This window comes from Psychroserpens luteus (genome assembly GCF_015319355.1).
GTDB classification, from domain to species: domain Bacteria; phylum Bacteroidota; class Bacteroidia; order Flavobacteriales; family Flavobacteriaceae; genus Psychroserpens; species Psychroserpens luteus.
Window position 1 is genome coordinate 527,055 of record NZ_JADILU010000002.1, and the last position, 22,300, is coordinate 549,354.

The 22,300-nt window shown below is 30.8% G+C and carries 23 protein-coding genes; 21 read left to right on the forward strand and 2 right to left on the reverse strand.

The window, feature by feature from the left end; translation table 11 throughout:
- Positions 1–8: 8 nt before the first annotated feature.
- Positions 9–305, forward strand: a complete 297-nt coding sequence (locus tag IM744_RS05940) for a PAAR domain-containing protein (RefSeq protein ID WP_194507186.1) — start codon at positions 9–11, stop codon at positions 303–305.
- An 87-nt stretch (positions 306–392) separates the two neighbouring features.
- Here IM744_RS05940 and IM744_RS05945 read toward each other — a convergent pair whose 3' ends face one another.
- Positions 393–1,280: an outer membrane beta-barrel protein gene (locus IM744_RS05945; protein ID WP_194507187.1), complete on the reverse strand. Its 888-nt coding sequence runs from the start codon at positions 1,278–1,280 to the stop codon at positions 393–395.
- A gap of 516 nt (positions 1,281–1,796) precedes the next feature.
- On the opposite strand from IM744_RS05945, the gene IM744_RS05950 reads away from it, so the two are divergent.
- From IM744_RS05950 to IM744_RS06015, 14 genes are all read left to right on the forward strand, one after another.
- Positions 1,797–2,294, forward strand: coding sequence for a hypothetical protein (locus IM744_RS05950; RefSeq protein ID WP_194507188.1), 498 nt, complete (start codon positions 1,797–1,799; stop codon positions 2,292–2,294).
- Positions 2,295–2,311: 17 nt separating this feature from the next.
- The gene (locus IM744_RS05955) at positions 2,312–3,118 is read left to right on the forward strand and encodes a COG1470 family protein (protein WP_194507189.1); all 807 of its coding nucleotides are present in this window, start codon (positions 2,312–2,314) and stop codon (positions 3,116–3,118) included.
- A complete protein-coding gene (locus IM744_RS05960; RefSeq protein WP_194507190.1) occupies positions 3,102–3,785 on the forward strand; it encodes a hypothetical protein in 684 nt (227 codons plus the stop codon). Before IM744_RS05955 ends, IM744_RS05960 begins: the two co-directional genes overlap by 17 nt.
- A gap of 14 nt (positions 3,786–3,799) precedes the next feature.
- Positions 3,800–4,462 (forward strand): COG1470 family protein, encoded by a 663-nt coding sequence (locus IM744_RS05965; protein WP_194507191.1) that lies wholly within the window; start codon positions 3,800–3,802, stop codon positions 4,460–4,462.
- Positions 4,455–5,144, forward strand: coding sequence for a hypothetical protein (locus IM744_RS05970; protein ID WP_194507192.1), 690 nt, complete (start codon positions 4,455–4,457; stop codon positions 5,142–5,144). The genes IM744_RS05965 and IM744_RS05970 overlap by 8 nt, the downstream gene beginning before the upstream one ends.
- 4 nt (positions 5,145–5,148) lie before the next feature.
- Positions 5,149–6,177, forward strand: coding sequence for a polyprenyl synthetase family protein (locus IM744_RS05975; RefSeq protein ID WP_194507193.1), 1,029 nt, complete (start codon positions 5,149–5,151; stop codon positions 6,175–6,177).
- 3 nt (positions 6,178–6,180) lie between these two features.
- Positions 6,181–7,647 carry an NAD(P)/FAD-dependent oxidoreductase gene (locus IM744_RS05980; RefSeq protein ID WP_194507194.1) on the forward strand — a complete coding sequence of 489 codons (1,467 nt, stop codon included), beginning with the start codon at positions 6,181–6,183 and terminating at the stop codon, positions 7,645–7,647.
- A gap of 167 nt (positions 7,648–7,814) precedes the next feature.
- Positions 7,815–8,501 (forward strand): hypothetical protein, encoded by a 687-nt coding sequence (locus IM744_RS05985; protein ID WP_194507195.1) that lies wholly within the window; start codon positions 7,815–7,817, stop codon positions 8,499–8,501.
- Between the two features lie 378 nt (positions 8,502–8,879).
- On the forward strand, positions 8,880–9,695 hold the full coding sequence (locus tag IM744_RS05990) for a dCTP deaminase domain-containing protein (protein ID WP_194507196.1): 816 nt from the start codon (positions 8,880–8,882) through the stop codon (positions 9,693–9,695).
- Between the two features lies 1 nt (position 9,696).
- Positions 9,697–10,278, forward strand: a complete 582-nt coding sequence (locus IM744_RS05995; protein ID WP_194507197.1) for a nucleotide pyrophosphohydrolase — start codon at positions 9,697–9,699, stop codon at positions 10,276–10,278.
- A gap of 68 nt (positions 10,279–10,346) precedes the next feature.
- Positions 10,347–11,345 (forward strand): nucleotide kinase domain-containing protein, encoded by a 999-nt coding sequence (locus IM744_RS06000; RefSeq protein WP_194507198.1) that lies wholly within the window; start codon positions 10,347–10,349, stop codon positions 11,343–11,345.
- Positions 11,332–11,814 (forward strand): TIR domain-containing protein, encoded by a 483-nt coding sequence (locus IM744_RS06005; RefSeq protein WP_194507199.1) that lies wholly within the window; start codon positions 11,332–11,334, stop codon positions 11,812–11,814. Before IM744_RS06000 ends, IM744_RS06005 begins: the two co-directional genes overlap by 14 nt.
- A gap of 2 nt (positions 11,815–11,816) precedes the next feature.
- Entirely contained in the window at positions 11,817–12,443 is a 627-nt protein-coding gene (locus IM744_RS06010) for an Nmad2 family putative nucleotide modification protein (protein ID WP_194507200.1), read from the forward strand.
- A 5-nt stretch (positions 12,444–12,448) separates the two neighbouring features.
- Positions 12,449–13,900, forward strand: coding sequence for an SIR2 family protein (locus IM744_RS06015; protein WP_194507201.1), 1,452 nt, complete (start codon positions 12,449–12,451; stop codon positions 13,898–13,900).
- Between the two features lie 251 nt (positions 13,901–14,151).
- Here IM744_RS06015 and IM744_RS06020 read toward each other — a convergent pair whose 3' ends face one another.
- The gene (locus IM744_RS06020) at positions 14,152–14,883 is read right to left on the reverse strand and encodes an NUDIX hydrolase (RefSeq protein WP_194507202.1); all 732 of its coding nucleotides are present in this window, start codon (positions 14,881–14,883) and stop codon (positions 14,152–14,154) included.
- Between the two features lie 251 nt (positions 14,884–15,134).
- On the opposite strand from IM744_RS06020, the gene IM744_RS06025 reads away from it, so the two are divergent.
- From IM744_RS06025 to IM744_RS06050, 6 genes are read left to right on the forward strand one after another with little or no spacing between them, the layout of a single operon-like run.
- A complete protein-coding gene (locus IM744_RS06025; RefSeq protein ID WP_194507203.1) occupies positions 15,135–16,031 on the forward strand; it encodes a hypothetical protein in 897 nt (298 codons plus the stop codon).
- A gap of 50 nt (positions 16,032–16,081) precedes the next feature.
- The gene (locus tag IM744_RS06030) at positions 16,082–17,149 is read left to right on the forward strand and encodes a substrate-binding domain-containing protein (protein WP_194507204.1); all 1,068 of its coding nucleotides are present in this window, start codon (positions 16,082–16,084) and stop codon (positions 17,147–17,149) included.
- Between the two features lie 15 nt (positions 17,150–17,164).
- Entirely contained in the window at positions 17,165–18,688 is a 1,524-nt protein-coding gene (locus tag IM744_RS06035; protein ID WP_194507205.1) for a sugar ABC transporter ATP-binding protein, read from the forward strand.
- 20 nt (positions 18,689–18,708) lie between these two features.
- A complete protein-coding gene (locus tag IM744_RS06040) occupies positions 18,709–19,677 on the forward strand; it encodes an ABC transporter permease (RefSeq protein WP_194507206.1) in 969 nt (322 codons plus the stop codon).
- Positions 19,678–19,691: 14 nt separating this feature from the next.
- Positions 19,692–21,179: a mannitol dehydrogenase family protein gene (locus IM744_RS06045; protein ID WP_194507207.1), complete on the forward strand. Its 1,488-nt coding sequence runs from the start codon at positions 19,692–19,694 to the stop codon at positions 21,177–21,179.
- Between the two features lie 7 nt (positions 21,180–21,186).
- Positions 21,187–22,074: a carbohydrate kinase family protein gene (locus IM744_RS06050; RefSeq protein WP_194507208.1), complete on the forward strand. Its 888-nt coding sequence runs from the start codon at positions 21,187–21,189 to the stop codon at positions 22,072–22,074.
- Positions 22,075–22,300: the final 226 nt, after the last annotated feature.

The following is a 22,300-nucleotide window of genomic DNA, read 5'->3' on the forward strand; positions in this document are numbered from 1 at the left end:
TAAAAGAGATGCCACAAGCAGCAAGATTAACAGATATGCACATTTGTCCAATGCAAACACCTGGTGTAGTCCCAATACCACATGTTGGAGGACCAATTGTTGGGCCAGGAGCACCTACCGTTTTAATTGGCGGAATGCCTGCAGCAGTATTAGGAGATCATTGTGTTTGTGTTGGTCCGCCAGATGCTATCATAAAAGGTTCTGCAACCGTAATGATAGGAGGAAGACCAGCAGCAAGAATGGGAGATTCTACAGCGCATGGAGGCACTATAATTAGTGGATGCCCAGTTGTAATTATTGGTTAATACGGAAATTTTATAACTAGAATAATGGTTTTAGTTGAGATTAAGATTTGATAAGTCATACATTCTAAAACAACGAGATCAAATACATTATAGGTCTTCGGTAGTCATAGAATTATTTTTTTTAGCCGAACATTTAAAATGATAAGTAATCCCAAAATTAATTCCGAATGAAGAATAAGGTACCTTTTGCGCCAGTTTTTTTGATGGATCTGTATTGGTATTAGATAGATTATCAACATACGTTGTTTTTTTAACATAGCCAGCAGGCAAGTTGTCTAATGTATAGAAACCACTTACAGCAACATTTCCATCTGGTAAAACAATATCAGTATTAAATTGAGAAATTTCAGAATCCTTTCGTTTTAAACTAATTCCATAATATTCTGCTTCTACAAAAATGCTAAAATTAGAATTCAGTTCATATTTGTAACCAAGAGCAGCAGCAAAACCTAACGGAAATTGTCCGTGAAAATCTTCTTTATAATTGGTTTCAGAATAAGATCCCAAAGGGACACCAAAAGCATCAGCTTCTTCTTGTGAAAAAACAGATTTTTGATACACTACAGCTTCAGTTTTACCACCTACTTTAATTAAAGCACCAAAACGACCATAAATATTATTGGTAAATTTATAAACTACAGAAGCCGAAGCTCCAAAAGCACGAGCTCTGGCAATAGCATCTGTCTCATTATTTGGTAAACTAACTTTAGATGCGGTTTGATCAGTACCATGTAAATAACCCAATCCTATATCAACACCAAAAGAGTCATTAAAAAAATAAGTACCTCTTAATTGAAAATTAAAACCCTCACCATAACTACCATAATCATTTTCTGTTTCATCTACGTTGATCGTTTCTCCTAGTTTCATTTCAGCACTCCCTAAAGAATATCCAGAATTAACCGAAATTTGAAATTGAGCATAAGACGTTGCACTTATTAAAAAGGCAGTTAACATTATAAATAAATGTTTCATAACTAATAATTTTAAATTTATATTTTCATAAAATGATTAAAAACAGGGTGTTTTTATGAGTCTTTAGAGGGATCCGTTTCTTAAAAATACTTTTTAATTTATCTAAATAATATCACAAATTACAATAGACAGTAAATGTATTTTAATAAGGTTTGGTTAGACCATATTAAAGGTAAAGATTCTTAACCTAACACGATAAATCAAATTACTTTTTTTTTTAAATTTTCTTCTGAAATATTAATTATTGTAAGCTTTCGCTTGAGGTTCACTAAATCCTTGAAAGATTAATTGATGCATAACGCTTTTTACATATGACGATGTCAGATAAAAAATGAAATATTTATATTAGGATTGTTCTTACATAGCTAATAATAACTTGTGTTTAAATTTAGATAAAATTTAAGATATCTAATTGAAATTAATCATAAATAACTGATATTGAGTAAAATAAATCGATTAAAAAAAGTTTTGCATTTGTTTTTTTTGTATTTTTATTAGACACAAAATATTTTTATTATGAGTATGCCATCAATTCCAACAACTTTTACTCACAATTTAAAACCGCAAGACATATTTGATATAGAGTCTAAAATTGAAGGCGGTTTAGACACCAATTTATCAGGTAATTTTACTGCTACCCATGCTGGTGCTATTGAAACAAAAGTGAGTGGTAAATTAGAAACTGATAATGTTTTAAAACTAACAGGCGATCCCAAAGCACCTGTAAGTACAGACAGTAAAATTGAAATTTTAAATCTCCCAAGATTTACATTAGAAGACATTAAAGATTTAATGAAAGTAAGGGTTCGTATCCCAAATTATTCTAATGTATGTCTAAGAGTACTTGGTGTAGAATTAATGAGTGTCTGTATGGGTGGAGAAAGTCAAGTGATTACAGAACCTTACAGACCTAATACTGCAGAACAATGTTTGACCGATGAATGTTGTGCACCAGATACCAGACCATTTCCTGAAGGGAAACCACAAAAAAAAGCGTCAGCTAAAAAACAATAATTAAATACTAAGGAATTATGATTACTATAACTTCCGAAAATTCTCAGGAGAAAATTAAAATTGTAGAAAAAGAAATTATTCTTAATGGTTCGCCTAGTAATCTCAACGGACATATCCAGCTCGTAAATCAGCAAAAAGAGGTCTTACGTGTTAAAACGTTGGCGCTTGTAGATAAAAATAATAAAAGAACTAATACAGTTAACGGTTCAGATTTTATTCGTGTGTCTGCCAGATTAAATCCTGGAGAACAAAAGTTAATGTCTATAAATCACACGCTACCTTCAATAACACCTCCAGGAACATATGAACACTATATGATGATAGGCAGTCAAATGCATAAAGTGAAAATGATTGTGCAACCTACATTAGATATTGTAATAAATCCTAGCACATTTACCTTTTTAGACAGCACTCCAGGAAAAAAACATACCGCAGTCTTAACACTTACCAATACTGGAAACATCCCTTTTCAAGTCCCTGTTTTAAAGCATGGTGCTTTATTAGATATGGATTTAATGTGTCGCGCTTTTGGAATGGGTTTTAGAGAAAAAGGAGTAGAGGGTTTTATGTCGTCTTTAGATGAAGTATCTAAAAATGTGAAATCGCATTTAACAGACTGGGTTTCTGTTTCTGTAGATGAATTTGGTCAAATTGTACAGCCTGGAGAATCCATAATTGTTCATGCTAATTTTATAACTCCTAAAAATGCGGATGCTAAAAATGATTATGAAGGGGATTTCAGATTTTGGAATAAAGAAATCTCAATCATTATAAAATCTCATATCGAAAACATTAAAACTAAAGGCAATGGAAAAGCAAAATGAATCTTCTTTACAGAAAACACTTATCGATAACTTTCAAAGTATGTCAAAGCTGTCTGTAAATACTATGCAACCATTATTTAAAAACATGGTTGAGACTGCATCAAATCTAAATAATTCGATTTTAGAAGGCAAAATACCGAGTTTAGATTTATCCTCTTTTCAAATTAATAAAAAAAGTAACTGTTGTCCACCAGTAACAGAATGTCCTCCACAATGTATTGCTTCAATTTCAAGAGAAGCTAGAAGTGATGAGCGTATTATTGTTCCGTTTTTGATAAAAAACACCTGTTCTACTCAAAAAACATATCGCGTTGGTGTTAGAGAATTAAAAAATCTTGATGGCCAATTAGCACCAAACCAACTTTTTTTAAATAAAACCGCTGTGACTTTAGCTCCAGGAGCAAGAGAAAATATTTTAATGTCTTTAGATTTAAGCAATTTTAGCAATGGAAGTACCTATGAAGCAGAAATTGTGATTAGAGAAAAAGAAATTAATCAAAATATTTGCTTCACGCTTTATGTTAATGATCATACACCAATCACTGTTTCTCCCTATAACGAAAACCAATACAAACAAAAATGGTTGAATTGGCAATCCCATTTTTATTGCGATCCACCAAAATATAGAGATGGCATAAACACAGATTTTACGCACAATAATTCTTAATATCAACCAAAGTTATGAGTGAAAAGCAAGATGAAATTGCTAACGACTTTAAAGATATTGTAAAGAAAATAGTAGAAATTAATACACAATATTTTAAAGAAGGGTCCAATTTAGTTAATCAGATAGGTAATTCAGGGAAACAAAATAAAACGATTAATCCGTTTCAACCAGAGCTTCTTACTGGAGCAATTACTGCGTTAACTAAACTCAATATAAATCATTATAAAAACGTAGTTGATTTAGGTTTTGAATTTACTAAAAAGATGATAAATAATGATTTTAAAGACCATAATGATACTGAAGTTGCTACTAAAGACAGCAAAGTAAAACCTTCCTTTATTTTAAAAGAAACCGTTGTTGTTGGAAGTCGTGTTGTACTACAATTTGTATTGGATAATACTAAAAAAGAAGAAGCCACGTGTACTTTTAAAAATTTAGAGTTCATAAATGATAAAGAACCAAAGAACACTCAAAATTTTAAAACCACATTTACACCACAAGCATTTAATATAAAATCTGGTGAATCACAAACCATAAAAATAGAAGTCAAAATAGGAGCGAAGGTAAAACCGGGTAATTACCAAAGTAAAGTTGAAATACTTGGTTTTGAAGCAGCTCATTTTCTTATTAATTTAAGTGTTATAAAAAAACCGACTAAAACCAATATTAATGAGTAATAAGAAAAAAGAGACGTTTAGAAAAACTCTAACCGACGATTTTTTAAATGCTATCAAAAATGAAGAGCTCGTAAGCGGAGCACAGAAGGTAATAAATTCCGCAGTAAATGTCTTAGAAGAAGAAATTGCAGCAGGAATACTAGCTGCAAAAAAAATTGAAAAAAAGATTCTAGACGTTGATGATATCAGGAACGATCCCGACGATTTAATGAATCGTATTAGAAGAGATACTCACGAAGCAGTCGATCTTTTTTTAGATGCAATTACAGCACTTTCAAAACAGGTTAGTGCTCTAACTGCAACTGCCGATAAAGAAAATAAAGCCAAAAATCAACCCGTTTCTAAAACTAAAACAGAAGGTACAGTAACGCTTTTAAAAACAGAATCCCCTTTAAAACCAGGTCAATCAGAGGTTTTTAAATTCGTTCTATTTGAAAATTCTGAACAAATAACAAAAATCAAGTTTCAAAAATCCCATTTATTAGGTCCTAACAATCAAATTATAAATTCGAGAGCTTTAAAAATAAGTCCAGAAACTATTAATTTAAAACCTAATGAAGAGGTCGAAATTAGTATTCAATTAAAACTTCCTAAAAATGCATTACCAGGTCATTACAACGCGTTTATTCATGATGAAGACAATAGTATTGTTAATATCCTTCTTAAGGTTGAAATAATATAAAACGATGGACGACCTTTTTATGAAATCCATGCTTGCAGATTATAGTGCAGATACATTAAAAGGTATTCATAATTTTATTCCAGATAAAGAACCAAAAAAATACTTGTATGATCTTATTTCTGATTACCCAAATCGAGGAGGTAAAGGCTTTAGGCCTGGATTATGCATTGCAACTACCGTAGCTTATGGAGGCAAAAAAGAAGACGCCAGCCATAGTGCAATTTGTTTAGAATTACTCCACAATGCATTTCTAGTGCATGATGATTGTGAAGATGAAAGTTATATAAGAAGAGGCAAACCCACGCTTCATGAAATGACCAATAAGGCAATTGCTATAAACCTTGGAGATGCTATGCAAGCTCTAGCTTTGCAACCTTTAATAAAAAATCAACAAACTTTAGGTGACAAAGTAGCTTTGAGTATTTATTCTGAAATTCAACATTTAGTTTTAGAGTCTGTAGAAGGACAAGCCATGGAATTAGGATGGAGAAAAGACAATGTTTGTAATTTAAAAGAGTGCGATTATTTACAGATGATTCTGAAAAAAACCTGTTGGTACACTTGTATTCATCCCATACGAATTGGCGCCATTATTGGATCTAAAGGAAAAATTAATCCTGATATTTTTAATCGATTAGGCTATTTTATGGGTACTTCTTTTCAAATTCAAGATGATGTTTTAAACTTAGTCGCTAATGAAGATAAATATGGAAAAGAAATATGTGGCGATATTATAGAAGGAAAAAGAACACTCATGCTAATTCATTTGTTAGAAAATTGCAAAGTATCAGAGTTTAAAAAGATTAAAAAATTTCTTTCCTTTCCTATTATAGCAAGAAAACATGATGAAGCTATAGAGATTTTACATTTAATGCATCATTATGAATCTATTGAATACGCTAAAAAAATATCTAAAAATTTAGCTGGAGCAGCTTTAAAAGAATTTTATACCGTTTTTTCCAGATTACCAGAAACGAAAGACAAAACATTAATTGAGAGTATTATTCTTTACATGATTAATAGAGATTATTAAAATATGATAACCGTTAGACCTAAAATAGATTATGATTGTGATGTGCTTATTGTTGGTGGAGGACCAGCAGGAAGTGGTCTGGCATTTCATTTGGCTTCAAAAGGAATTAAAGTTATTGTTGTAGAAGCAGGTGTGTTTCCTAGAGATAAAATTTGTGGTGATGGTGTGAGTCCAATTGCGCTTGCAGAACTAGAAAAAATGGGAATTACTGGAACCAAAAAGTTTAAAAAAGCAAACGAAATAAAAAAAGTAGGCTTGTTTTTAAAAGACAGTAAAGCCTTTATTGATCTTTCAAAACCCGATAATCTTCCATTTCATGCTAGAATAATTCCGAGAATAGAACTTGATAATTGGATCTATGAAGCAGCAAAAAAAGCAGGAGCTACTTACATACAAGGCACACGAGTGATCAATTATTCCATAACCTCTAATTTAGCTTTAGTAGAATTAAAAAATGCTGATAAGATCTTTTCACTTAAAGCAAAACTAATCGTTGGTGCAGATGGAAGCAACTCTACAATAGCTCGAAAATTACATGACAGAAAACCACAAGACGACTACCAATTACTCGGTTTGCGTGCTTATTACAAAAATGTAAATGGACCAAGAGATCGTGTAGATATTTATTTTAATGAAGGAGGTTTTCCTGGTATTTTTTGGATGTTTCCGAAGGGAGAAAACGGAGCAAATATTGGAATTGCAATGATTTCAAAAACATTTCCGCATAAACCACCACATATTAAAGACTTATTGATGACTCATATTTCTAATAATCCTGATATTTTAGAACGGATAGGACCAGGAGAAATCGAAGGAAAAATAGATGGTTGGCCAATTACATTTTTTAATGCGAAACAAAAAATTGTAGCTGATAGGCTAATGTTAGTAGGTGAGGCTGCAGGTTTAATTAACCCATTGAGTGGTGATGGCATTCAATATGCTTTGATAAGTGCTAATTGGGCATCAAAAACTATTGAAAAATGTGTAAAAACACATGACTTTACTTCAGAGGCTTTAGATGCATATACAAAACAAGTCAATCAAAATGTTGGCTATGATTTTGCTTTATCAGATTTACTAGTGCAGTTTCCAAGAAATAAATCGTTTACTAAAGTCTGGATGACGATTTTAACCGTTATGATAGAGCGTGCAAAAACAGATAAGCAATATGCCGATATTGTTGCAGGTATTTTTGAAGGGACTTATCCTTCATATAAAGCACTTACAGGAGATTTTATAATAAAATCTTTAAAGCAAGGAGGTATAGAAATTGGAAAAGCATTAACAAATAGCTTAATAAATCCAAGCGATACAATAAATACAAGTATTGAAGTTACTCAGCAATTATTTAAGCTAATTGAAGATTTAAAAGCACACCCTAAAGCACATTTAAATTGGGTAGGTGATACTGCTTCCAAAGTTTTTACTGTAGCAAAACATGCAGCTAAAAGCAACCCTATAGCTAAATAAAAGTTTTAAAATGATTTGTTTAATTGCCCAAGTTCTGTATCATTTATAACAGAGAATTTCAGTATTGATAAAAATAAATAATTGCCCATTTACAAAAAATTTTAAAAATTAATTTCAGGATTTTGAAGCGTTAAATTGTTTTATAAGTATAACCAAATATTATAATTATGAAAAAGTTACTCTGTATTGTATTCGCATTATTGATTTTTAATTGTTCAAACGACGATGATCTTCGTCCCTTAGAATTCACACAAGACATAGACCTTACAGTATTTAATTCTGAACTTTCAGTAGTAGCAAACTTAGAAAATGGTGTTGCTGTTTTAGATATTACAGAGCAGCTTGGCGTTGAAGTATTTTACGGTATTGAGTATGGTGGAGGTTTTATATTTCATGTAGATGAAACCGACGGAACGCTAATGGTAGCTACAGATTATTCTACTATTGGTACGAAGTCCTGGGGAGATCATTTCGATTTGACCAATAGTGCTTTAATTGGTGACGGACTCGCAAACACACAACAAATAGTTGATGGAAACCTTAACGATAATAGCAATGTTGCCAACGGTTTTGAGTTTGGGAGTGATGATTATGTTTTTAAGATTGTCTCAGATTTAGAGTATCGAGATCATGATGATTGGTTCATACCAAGTAGTGGTTCTATGAAAGCTATATTTGATAATGTCCACACACAAGATTTAGGTGATTTTGATGAAACTCTTTTTTATTGGACATCAACAAAAGAAGGCTATAATCCTTATGTGATGAGTTTTAATGGGAATTTTTTCGGCGGAAACAGTTTTTTAGGAACTTGTTTTGATTCTAATGCAGTTTTAATAGCTAGAAAATTTTAATTGATTTAGGAATTGTAAAATTGATTATAATAAAACATTAAAATTAGTTTGAAAGTTTATAATTTAAAGGTTGTCCTGTTTTTGGGCAGCCTTTTTTATTTTATGTTGAAGGTGAGATTTAATTGTTTGTTTTTTTTTTTTTTTTGATAAAAGTTTCTTTACGGTTGTAATGAAGTCGATTTTACAGTTTATTAGTTCTTAATTTGAGGGACAAGATTCATGAATCCTTTTTATTAAAATAAAAGAGAGTGAATAAAGGACGTAAAGAGAGAAGTGGAATGTGTGTGTGGAATGGTTTTGTTGACTATGTGTTAATAAATTACAGTTTTTACTTTAATATTTCTAATAAAATCATATTAATAAAACTTAATTTGCAATATGGCATTTTTAAGTGGAAATAAATTAGAAAAAGCGTTAGAAAAGGCTCTAGGTGATCAGTTTAAATCTGAAAGAATTAAACAACTTTCATATGAACTATCTTTAGGGGATGAAGTTTTTTTAACAGATTCTAAAGATGGGAAACCAGAAATACTAAATGAAAATAATAGAGTTATAGAAATAAACCCTGGTCAGTTTGCTCTTTTACTTGCAGATGAAAAGATATCAATGCCTGATAATAAGTTGGGATTGATTTCTATTAAAGCTAGTGAAAAACTTAAAGGCTTATTAAATGTTTCAGGATTTCATGTGGATCCAGGTTTTAATGGGCAACTTTTGTTTTCAGTGTATAATGCTGGGCCATCAAAAATTACATTAAAAAAGGGCAATCCATATTTTTTAATTTGGTTTGCTGATATTACGGAATCATTAAACAATGAAGAAGTTTATAGTTCTAAAAGTAATACACATCAAAATCAAAGCGGTATTCCTACAAAGTATTTAGATTCTCTAAAAAGAGGGGAGTTAGCTTCTCCTAATATTTTGCTTGAAAAAATTAAAAGCATTAAATCTGAGTTAGAAAGACATTGGTGGGCAATTGGCATAATTTTAGCAGTATCTATTGCAGCTTGTACAAGATTTTATTGGCAAAAAACTACTTATGAAGAAGGCTTCAATGATGGGTACAATAAAAAAGAAATAGAAGAGAAGGTTGATAAAAAAGTTGATTTAATTTTCAACAACAAAATGGATAGTATAATTGACTCAAAATTTCGTAAATTAGAGAAAAAGATTGATACGACAATAGTAAAATAAAATGGTAGATTTAAAATCAAATAAAACGAGTTTCAATTCAACTTTTCATAAAAATGAAGAGTTACCAAACTCTTTTTTAGTAAATTTTAATGAAATTAAAAAAGAAGGAAAAGAGTTTGTGAGAATTTCAATAGATGGAACTCAGATTGGTGATGTTATAGATGATAATTCTTATGAAAAAGATTTTTATAGATATCATGATGTCTTTCATTATACTTTTGCGACAATGTTAAACTGGTCTCCATGTACAAGAGCGATGTTAGGAAGGAAACGTAAAAGCATTCCAATTATTGATGAATATGAAGATGGAGCGAGAGCAACTATAACTGAAGAGGCAATTTCGTTAATTCTATTCAATGAAGCTAAGCGTACTAATTTATTTGAAAATAGAAAGGTTAGTAAAACTATTTTAAAAATAATTAAGCAAATGACGGAACCTTTTGAAGTTAGAGTTAAAACTGAAAAAGAGTGGGAAAAAGCTATATTGAAAGGCTATAGTTTATTTAAAAAATTAGTTGCTAATAGAGGTGGGGAAATTGAATTTAATTTGGATAATAGAAATGCTATTTATCTAAATAATTAATCTTGTTAGTTAGAATATAATAATATATTAAACTAGCCTAGCTAGTTTTTTCATTTAAAAAGAAAATATTGGAATTAATAATAAAAAAAAGTCTGCCAAAAAAATCTGTTGTTTATGATACTTATTGGAAATTTGCAGTAGAACGACAGAATATTTTTTTTAATAGATTGAATAACGAAACAGTTTGGTCAAATGATGAAATATTATTGAAACATAAATTCACAAATGCATACAGAGCGTCAGATAGAGTAAGTCAATATTTAATTAAAGAGGTTATCTATAATCATAGTCAAGAAGACAAAGAGGTTTTATTTAGAATTTTATTATTTAAAACATTCAATAAGATTCAAACTTGGGAATTGCTGACAAAACGTTTAGGTCAAATTTCTTTTAGAGATTATAGTTTTAAAAAATATGACAATATTCTCACGAATATAATGAATTCAGGAAGCGCTATATATTCAGGAGCATATATAATGACTTCAGGTAGAAGTAGGTTTGGACATTCAAAAAAACATCGTAATCACTTAAAATTAATTGAGTTTATGATGAATGATAATTTAGATGAGAAGATTAGAGGTTTAAGTGATATGAGTAGTTTATTTACTCTCTTGAAATCATATCCAACCATAGGGAATTTTTTAGCTTATCAATATACTACTGATATAAATTATAGTGAACTCTGTGACTTTGATGAAATGGATTTTGTGTTTCCAGGACCAGGAGCTTTGGATGGAATTAAGAAATGCTTCTCGAATTATGGTGAATATAATGAAAGTGATTTAATAAAATATGTTACTGAAGTTCAAGATAGTGAATTTAATAGACTGGAATTAGAATTCAAAAATCTATGGGGACGCAAACTTCAGCTTATAGATTGTCAAAATCTTTTTTGTGAAGTGGATAAATATTCTCGAGTAGCTCATCCTGATGTGAATGGTATTTCTGGTAGAAAAAGAATAAAACAGAAATTTAGAGCAACAAATAATCCCATATCATATTGGTATCCACCAAAATGGGGGATTAATGAATTAATTTTAAATGAAAATGAAAATGAAAAAATCTAAAAATGTTTTTATCAGTCATTACGGAAAAGAGGATAAAAAAGTTCAAAGACTAAAAGAAAGGTTTGCAGAAAAAGGTTATAGTATTCGTAATTATTCGGTTGACAGCACAAAACATACTAGAAAAAAAAGACCAAGTGATGAGCTGATTAAAAGATTTTTGAGAAGACAAATTAGTTGGTCTAGTTCACTTATTTGTATGATTGGACCAAAAACTCATACTAGAGATTGGGTAAATTATGAAATAAAAGCTGCTCACAGACAAGGCAAAAAAATTGTTGGAATATATACTCACGGTAATAATGATAATGTCCCATTACCAGAAGCCTTTAAAAAATATGGAGGTTCAGTAATCGGTTGGAATTCTATTGATAAATTAATGGATATTATGAATGATAAAAAATTTCCTGTAGAGAGTCCAGAAGGTAGCTCACGCACATCTATGTATTCAGTTTCAGATTCTAACTGTTAAAAATGAATTATTTTTCTTATGTCGTTGAGCATGATTATGGTTTAGCTCCCAATCCATTTGGTGGTTATTGCTCTTTGGCTGTTTGCAAGCCAGGTATAAGAGGTAGCAAAAATTTAAATATAGGAGATTGGATAATTGGTACTGGTGGAAAAAAACTCAAAAGTGAAAATCACATAATTTATTTAATGCAAGTTTCTGAAAAATTGAACTTCAATAGTTATTATACAGATAAACGGTTTCAATATAAAAAACCAATTTCAAATGGGAGTTTAGTTCAAATATTTGGTGATAATTTTTACTTCAAAGATACTGAAACAGATCAATGGAGCCAAGATATATCAGCTCACTCTTTTAAGAATAAAGAGAAACATATTAAAATTGATACAAGTTCGGAAATAGTACTTATTGGCCAGGAATTTTATTATTTTGGAGATATGTCTATAGAGATTCCCGATGAATTTAAAGCAATTTGTAAGAAAGGTCCAGGTATGAAATATAAAGAATTGGAAGAAATCGGAACATTATTTGTTAAATGGATTCAAAATTCATTTGGAGAAGGTATCATAGGAGATCCAATTAGTTGGAAAGAATATGATTCAGTACACAATCAATACAAATTGGAAATCTAAAAAAAGTGGAATTTACACAAGAGCAAAATTTATTTATTAATGAGTTTGTTAAAAAACTCAGAAATGGAAATGCTGCAATTTTTTCTGGGGCAGGACTATCTGTTGCTGCAGGTTTTGTTAACTGGAAACAGCTACTAAAAGATATAGCTATAGAGTTAGAATTAGATATTGATAAGGAATTAGACTTGATTTCTTTGGCACAATACCATGTAAATACTAAGCGGAGTAAAAGTCAGTTAAATAAAAAAATACTTGAAGAATTTATTGAAGACGTAGAACCTACTGAGAATCATAGAATCTTATCAAGACTTCCAATTAATACTTTTTGGACAACGAATTATGATACTCTTTTAGAAGATACACTAAAGAATTTCAACAAAATCGTTGACGTCAAACATGAGGTCAAACAACTATCAAATACTAGACATAAAAGAGATGCTGTAGTATATAAAATGCACGGTGATGTTGATCATTCGTCTGATGCAATAATTACTAAAGACCAATATGAAAAATACTATATAACTCATGGACCATTTATAACTGCTCTAAGTGGTGATTTAATCACCAAAACTTTTCTTTTTATTGGGTTTAGTTTTACAGACCCCAATTTAGATTATATATTGAGTAGAATTAGAGTGAATTTTGGGGAGGATAATAATAACCATCACTATTGTTTTCTTAGAAAAATAAAGTTTGGTGAAAAAGGGTGTGAGAGTAAGGCTGATTTCGAATATCAAACAAGAAAGCAAGTATTAATGATTGACGATCTCAAAAGATTTAGTGTAAATGCTATTTTGGTTGAGGAATACCAAGACATCACTACTATCTTAAGTAAAATTGAAACTCGATATAAAAGAAACTCAATATTTATATCTGGTAGTGCAGAAGAATATGGTGAATGGGGAAGATTAAGAGCAATGAAGCTGATTCATAAACTTTCTGCGAAGTTAATAGCTAAAAATTATCGAGTGGTGAATGGGTTTGGATGGGGAATAGGGAGTGCAGTAATCAATGGTGCGTTGGAACAGATTTATTCTAATCCAAAAAAGTATTCAGAAGACCAATTAGTAATGAAGCCCTTTCCTCAATTTGCTACAGGTGAAAAAGATTTACCAGAATTATGGCAAGATTATAGAACAAAAATGATTTCACTTACTGGGATTTCTATTTATTGTTTTGGTAATAAATTTGACAAAAAGGGAAAATATATTATTAATGCAGATGGTGTAAAGGCTGAATTCGAAATAGCATTAAAACAAGGTTGTATGCCTATTCCATTAGGCTCTACAGGATATATTTCAAATGTATTATGGAAAATAGTGATGGATAAGTTTGAAGACATATATGGTAAGAACAAAGAGATAGAAGAAGAAATTAAGGTGCTGGAAAAGGAACAAAATGCTGAGAAAGTAATCCAAAGTGTAGTTCGTATTATTGATAAAGTAAATCAAAATTAAACCTCATTTGATGCGAAATTTTTTAAATATGTGAAATTTTAAAGAACATGTAAAAGCTAGCTTTTTAAATGAGCCTGGCTATTGTAAACTATAGAATTATAAGTAAATATTCTTCGTAAATAACTAGTATACAATTACTATCCATATAAACCGACGTAAGGAGGAAGGCTTAATGCGTGTAAAATGATTTAAAATTAATTAACACCCAGTCATTTAAGTATTTCAAACAAAACAGTTCCAACAAAATTCACCTACATACTTATCAAATAGTTTTTCTGGAACATCTTATCATAAATGTCTTTACTAAACATGTACAATTGAGCAGGTTTTTTAGAAACACCAACTTGTTTTTCGTCTAGAGCAATAATGTATTTTTTGCTAATGAGTTTACGTCTAAAATTTCTATTGTCTATTTCTATCCCTAAAATAGACTCATACAAATCCTGCACATCATTTATGGTAAATTTATCTGGTAAGAGCTTAAAAATAATAGGTTCAGACAAACATTTTTCTTTAAGATCTTTATAAGCTTCTTTAATAATCTTTTCGTGATCAAATCCTAAGTCTGGTAAATCGGTAATAGGAAACCATTTCGCATTATTGTTAGTGTTATCTAAATCAACATCTTCAGTTTTTAATAAGAAATAATAAGCTACAGTAATGGTTCTGGAGTTAAATTCTTCATTTTTAATCCAAAGTAAATCCTTTTCACTTGTCAATCGGTTAGGACTTCCAAAAGCTTTAAACTGTTTCTTGTATTGATTGGTGAGTCCTGTCAATTCCTTTAATACTCGAGTCGCTGTATCATCTAAAGTTTCATGAGTATAAACATGATAACCAGTTAACACATAATCATCTACCAGAATATCATTATCTGTTTCTAAATAACGTTTTATGAGTAAAACATTTAACGATTTTGTAGTAACATCATATCCAAAAACAACACAATCAACAGATATATTTAATATTTTTTCAGGTTTCATAAACTAATTTAGGTTCATAATATTCAAAGATACATTAATAATCAATTCGCTATTAAACGTATATTTTACATTAGTAAATATACTGTTTTATATTAAGAAAACAGCAATTTTGATGTCAATTTAGCACATATAATAGATAATTTAAGATATATTTTTACAAATAATTAGGTTTTTGTAAATATTTTACAATACATTTGAAGAATAAACGTAAATATGACGTTTGTAAATATTTAAGAATTAAAACTTAAAAAATGAAAAATAATTTCATACCATCATTTGATAAGAATTGCAAAACGGAAACGTCTTTTAAAACTGTTTTAATAACCTTAAATATTGTAATGTTTTTTATATTTAACATGACAACTGCTCAAGATACTGTAAAAGCTCACGACACTATAAGTAATAAAATTAGTGTTGATGATGAGTACACACCATTTAGTATTGGTGCTCATTTAAAAAACATGCACACATGGCATGGTTTTGTTGTGCATCCTGGAGCTGTGATTGCAACTAGTTTAGAATATAATTCAAAGAATAAAAAATTCACTTTTGGTTTTTGGGGAGGCGCAAGCTTTTCTACTACAGATGTCAAAAACATAAATACTGGAGAGAACGAAAGCGCCTATTATAAAGAAGTCTCTATATATACCAAATACCGTTTTTCAGATAAGTTCTTTATAGAAGTGGTAACACATAATAATTTTACAGGAGTAGAAGAAAGAGGTGATGAATTGCACTATTGGAGTTATGATAAAACACAAGGATACAACTTTGTTGATTTAAACTTTGGTTACAATGTGACTCCTAACACATTATTGTACTTGGCAACAATTATTGGAGGTGGTTCTGGAGATTATGAAGTACAAGCAGATGGAGAATTAAAAGATTCCTGGACTCATTATTTTGAGGTTAAAAGCAAAGTATGGCAAAATAAAGATTCAAACTTATCACTATTTGCAGGTGGTGCATGGTCATTTATAACAGATAAAACATTTTATACAGAAGGCGCTGGAAATGTTATCAATGTTGGCGCTACTTTTAATAAACAGTTCTCAGTTTTAAAGCACAATGTCCCAGTAGATGTGACATTAATGTGGAATCCTGAGCAAGAAAGAACAGTAATACAATTAGATGTCACTTTATTTTAATAAGATAAAGTATCTTAAGGAACATATTTACAAGCTATAAATCTAAGATTATGAAAACAAAAATGTCTAAATACAGTATGAGAAAAGGATGGATTCCTGTACTGTTTATTTTATTAGTACTTAATCTAACCGGTTGTGCAGAGCAATTAAAAACCTCTGAATCTTCTTCTTCTGAAAATATAGAAGAAACAGGTGATGTTTTTGCAAGTAAAATAGATCTCACAGGAAAAAAAATAGGCTATTGTTCTCCTACATTAAATGCGCCTTACTACCAAGCATTATCGCAAAGTATCAAATCAACAACAGAGAAAAATGGCATGCAATTCATGTCTGCAGATGGTCAAGATGATATCACTAAACAAATTGCTGCTGTTGAAGATTTAATCACTAAAGGTGTTGATGTTTTATTACTAAATCCTAAAGATCCTGATGCGCTAGTTGGCGTTACTAGATTAGCTAAAGCAGCTGGTATTCCTGTTTTTATTATTGATAGTTCTATAAATCCTTCAGCAGAATATATAACGACCATTCAATCTAACAACTTAGCAAATGGAGAATTAGCAGGTGAGTGGTTAGTTAAAAAAATGGGGAATAAACAAATGAATATTGCTTTGTTGAGTGGTAATGCAGGAAATCCCGTTGGTAAAACTAGAAAACAAGGACTATTGCAAGGGATTACAGAAGAGCAATTAAGAACACAAGGTAAAATTGATTTAAATATAAAAACACAAGCCTATACAGAATGGTCGTATGCTGGAGGTTTAAAGGCAATGGAAGACATTTTAGTAGCACATCCAGATGTTAATGTAGTTATCACAGAATCTGATGTTTGCGTATTAGGTGCAATTAAAGCCATTGCTCAAGCAGGTAAAACAGATGATATCTTAATTGTCGCAGGTGCTGACGGACAAAAAGAAGCGATTAAATATATCATGGAAACCGATTTTTACGGTTGTACAGCAATGAATAGTCCTGTTCAAATTGGTAAAAACTCAGTACAATATGCGATAGAATACATGAATGGTAAAAGAGATTTTAATAAAAAGTCTTATACAGCGCCTTTATTAATCACTAAAGAAAACGCTGCAAAATATTACAATCCAAACGCTATATTTTAATTTAAAAGATTTGATATGAATAATTCAGAACATGAATATCGTCTAGAAATGGCAGGAATATCAAAAAGTTTTGGTGTTGTTTCGGTACTTAAAAACGTAAATCTTAAAGTGAAATCTGGTGAGATTCATGCTTTATTAGGTGAAAATGGTGCAGGCAAATCTACTTTAATTAAAATATTAAGTGGTGTTCATCAAAAGGACTCAGGATCAGTGGTTTTAGATGGTCAGGAAATCACACCAAAAAACACGCACGAAGGACAAGTTTTAGGGATCAATGTCGTGTATCAAGAATTGTCTTTAGTGAATGATTTATCGGTTGCCGAAAATATTTATTTACACAAATTAGGTGCCAATAAAACTTGGATGAATTGGAAAGGATTAATCCGTGATGCACAAGAATTGCTGGATTCTTTAGGTTTTAAAATAGATGCTTCAGCAAAAGTTAAAAACTTAAGTATTGTACAAAAACAAGTCGTTGAAATCGCAAAGGCAATATCTGAGGATACTAAAGTTCTAGTCTTGGATGAACCAACAACTGTTTTTGATCCTAACGATGTTAAAAAACTGTTCAATATTCTTTTTAAGCTGAAAGCGTCTGGAGTGTCTATCATTTATATATCACATCATTTAGACGAAATATTTACTATTGCAGATTCTGTAACTGTGCTTAGAGATGGTGTAGATACAGGAAGTATGGCTGTCGCAGATACAGATAAAGATGGTGTAATTCACTTAATGATTGGTCGCGAACTAAAAGATTTATATCCAAAAAGAAATATTAAAATCGGACAAGTACCAGTTTTTGAAGTTAAAAATTTAACAGCAAAAGATACGATGGTTCATGATGTTTCATTTGATGTTAAACCAGGTGAAGTACTTGGTATTGCTGGTTTAGGAGGAAGCGGAAGAACAGAAACTGCCAAACTTATTTTTGGTGCAGATAAAAAGAAATCTGGAATCTTAATTCTGAATGGAAAAGAGATTAAAACAAATTCTCCTGTAGATGCTGCTAATCATCAAATTGGTTTTGTTTCCGAAGATAGAAAAGAAGAAGGTGTCTTTTTACCATTGTCTATTAGACGAAATATTAGTGTCACAAGTTTCGATTCTATTTCAAGTAGACTCGGATTTATAAACGTTGAAAACGAGTATAAAAAAGTTTTAGGTCTTATTGAAAAACTAAATATAAAAACACCAAACTCTGAGGTTAATGTAAAAAACTTAAGTGGTGGAAATCAACAAAAAGTAGCCTTAGCCAAATGGTTGAGTATTGATAGTAAAGTGATTTTTATTGATGAACCAACACGAGGCGTAGATGTAGGAGCAAAAATTGAAATCTATAATCTCATTAACGAAGTTGCTAAAAAAGGAGTAGGAGTAGTTGTTATATCTTCTGATATGCCAGAGATTATGGGCATTTCAGATCGTATTCTGGTAATGCATGAAGGGACACTTTATGGCGAATTACAAAAGGAGCAATTTTCCGAAGAAAACATTTTGCGTTACTCCATTGGAGAACCATTAAAACAACATAATTAAACTAATAAAACACTCGAGTTATGGCTTTAACATTGAAACAACAACTTAGTAGTCCTGGAGGAATACTTAAGTTTTTAGTAAAGTATAATACTATATTCATTTTTTTATTATTAGTGATTTTTTCTGCACTAATCTCTGATGTGTTTTTTACATCGGTTAACCTTTCTAACTTATTAAAACAAGTCTCAGGAATTGGTATTATTAGTATTGGTATGCTTATCGTTATTCTAACGGGTGGAATTGATTTATCTGTTGGTTCTATGGTCGCTTTATTAGCAGTGACTTTTGCTATTTTAGTAAATATCTTCGCTTTGCCTCTTGCAATTTTGTTCACCATTGTATTAGGTTTTGGTTTGGGAAGTGTCTCAGGTTATTTGGTCGCTTATCAAAAAATGGCGCCTTTTGTAGCCACATTAGCTTTAATGACTATTGCTAGAGGAATGAGTTTTATCTATTCTAAAGGATCTCCAGTGACGTTTACAACAGTAGGTGGACAATACATGTCTAATTTTGCAAACAATTCTACTTTAGGGATTCCTAATATTGCCATCGTGTTTTTTATTATTGTGATTATGGCAATGGTAATGCTACGTTACAACGTTTTTGGAAGATTAATAATTGCTATTGGTAGTAATGAAGAAGCTTCGCGTTTATCTGGTATTAAAGTTAATAAATACAAATTTTTAGTCTATGCTATTTCTGGAGCTTTAGCTGCAACAGCTGCAATTATTGTAGCCTCTAGAACTAATTTAGGCTCACCAAACATGGGAATGGCTTGGGAGCTGGATGCCATTGCTGCAGTAGTCATTGGTGGCGCAAGTTTAAATGGAGGTAAAGGAACTGCTATAAACACACTAATGGGAGTTCTTATTTTAGGATTAATTGGTAACATTCTTAACTTATTAAATGTACCATCATATCCGCAACAAGTAGTTAAAGGAGCAATTATCATTTTTGCTGTTTTATTACAAAGATTTGAAAGCAAATAAAAAGACATTCGGTAATGGAAAAATTAAAATTAAATACTAAAAATCTTTCTGCTATTTCAGAAAGAGTTGCTACACCAAAGTACAATAGATCAAATATTAAAACAGGGATTGTTCATGTTGGTATTGGCGGATTTCATAGAGCGCACGAAGCATTTTATACAGACCAATTATTACAAGATGAATTGGTAAAAGATTGGGGAATTTGTGGTGTTGCTTTATTAGATTTCGATACTAAAATTTACAACACATTAAAAGAACAAGATGGCTTGTATACTTTAATTGTTAAAGAATTAGATGGTACTCACACTAAACAAGTTATAGGTTCTATTGTAGAGTGTTTGTTTGCACCTGAAAACCCTTTGAAAGTCATTGAAAAAATGGCTAGTCCTGAGGTGAAAATTATCACATTAACGATAACAGAAGGTGGTTACAATTATAACGAAGCGACGAAACAATTCGATTTTACAAATCCGTTAATTGTTCATGATTTAGCAAATCCAAATGCGCCAAAAACCATATTTGGTTATCTAACGCAAGCTTTAAAATTAAGACAAGAACGTGGTTTGAAAGGTTTAACCATTCAGTCATGCGATAATATTCAAGGTAATGGACACATGACTCAAAATATGTTATTAAGTTATGTTGCAAAAGCAGCACCTACTTTAACAGAATGGATTATAGACAACGTCTCGTTTCCAAATGCTATGGTAGATCGTATAACACCTGTCACTTCTATTGAAGATATAGCACATTTAAAAGAAATTTCTGGTATTGATGATGCGTGGCCAGTCGTTTGCGAGCCTTTTAAACAATGGGTTATTGAAGATAATTTTATTGAAGGAAGACCTGCTTGGGAAACCGTTGGAGCACAGTTTGTCTCTAATGTAGAACCATACGAAAAAATGAAACTTAGTTTACTAAATGCAGGACATTCTGTCTTAGGATTACTTGGTGCATTGGTAGGTTATAATACGATTGATGAAGCGGTGAATAACCCAAATATAAGAACCTTTTTAAACAACTATATGGATGTGGAAGTCACTCCAACGTTGGGTGATTTAGAAGGTATTAATCTTAGTGATTATAAACAGTCGTTATTAGAACGTTTCGGAAACATCAATATTAAAGATCAAATAGATCGTATTTGTTCAGAAACTTCAGCAAAATTTCCAATTTTCATTCTGCCAACAATTAATTCGCAATTAAAAGCTAATGGTTCTATCAAATTGGCTGCATTTGTAACAGCAGCTTGGGCAATATATAGCTTAGGTAAAAACGAAAATGGAGAACCATTAAACATTATAGATGCACTTAAAACGCAATTAAATGAAAAGGCTAAAACTGCCATTCAAAATCCTACTGCATTTTTAGAAATTGATTCTGTATTTAGTGATTTAAATACATCCACAATTTTTGTAAATGAATATACAAAAGCCTATCAAGACATTGCTAATAGAGGTATAGAAGCTTGTGTGAAAGATTATAATAACGATATAAACTAATATGAAAATGAAAAATTTAGTTTGCTTTGGTGAAGTGTTATGGGATGTTTTTCCGACTCACAAAAAAATTGGAGGAGCGCCTTTAAATGTTGCTTTGCGATTACAATCTCTAGATAATAATGTATCTATAATTAGCCGAATTGGAAATGATAAAAAAGGGCATAAAATAGAAGCTTACATCAACAAACACGGTCTAAATACAGAAAATTTACAACTTGATAAGAGCTTAAAAACAGGAAAAGTACAAGTGATGCTTAATGAAAAAGGTTCAGCATCGTATGAAATAAAATACCCTAGAGCTTGGGATAAAATTGAATTAACAGAAAAATCTAAAAGTATAACAGCACAGGCTGATGCTTTTGTCTTCGGAAGTTTAATAGCTAGAGATGAAACATCTAAACATACTTTATATGAACTCTTAAAACTAGCAAAGTATAAAATCTTTGATGTAAATCTTAGGAAACCTTATTATACTATTGAGGTTTTATCTTACTTAATGAAGCAAGCAGATTTTATTAAATTCAATGATGATGAAATTTTTGAAATCGCAAAAAAATTAAAACCTAACACAAACTCATTAGAGCAAAATATCAGGTTCATAGCAGAATATACCAATACAAAATCCATTTGTGTGACTAAAGGTCGTCATGGCGCTATCTTATATTATAATGACACTTTTTATTATAATAGTGGTTATCAAATAAAAGTGGTTGATACTGTAGGCGCTGGAGATTCTTTCTTAGCAACACTGATAAATAAATTATTAAAAGAAGATCATCCTCAAGAAGCTATAGATTATGCATGTGCAGTTGGTGCTTTAGTTGCAGGAAGTAAAGGTGCAAACCCTGAAATAAGTACAGAAGACATCACAAAATTTGTTGACCCTAACAATTAATTTTGTGACCCATAATTGATTAATAGCATTTCAATTATCTAAAAGCTTTATGGAAATATTTCATAAAGCTTTTTTTGTTACTATAAACTCCATATTTCTTTCCATAATTAGCTTTTACATAATTATTTTAGATACAAAATATTTAGGTGTCGTGATCTATGATTATGTCAAACATGACCAAAAGGCACTATTCCTATAACCGTTGTAAATGTCTTATAATATACTT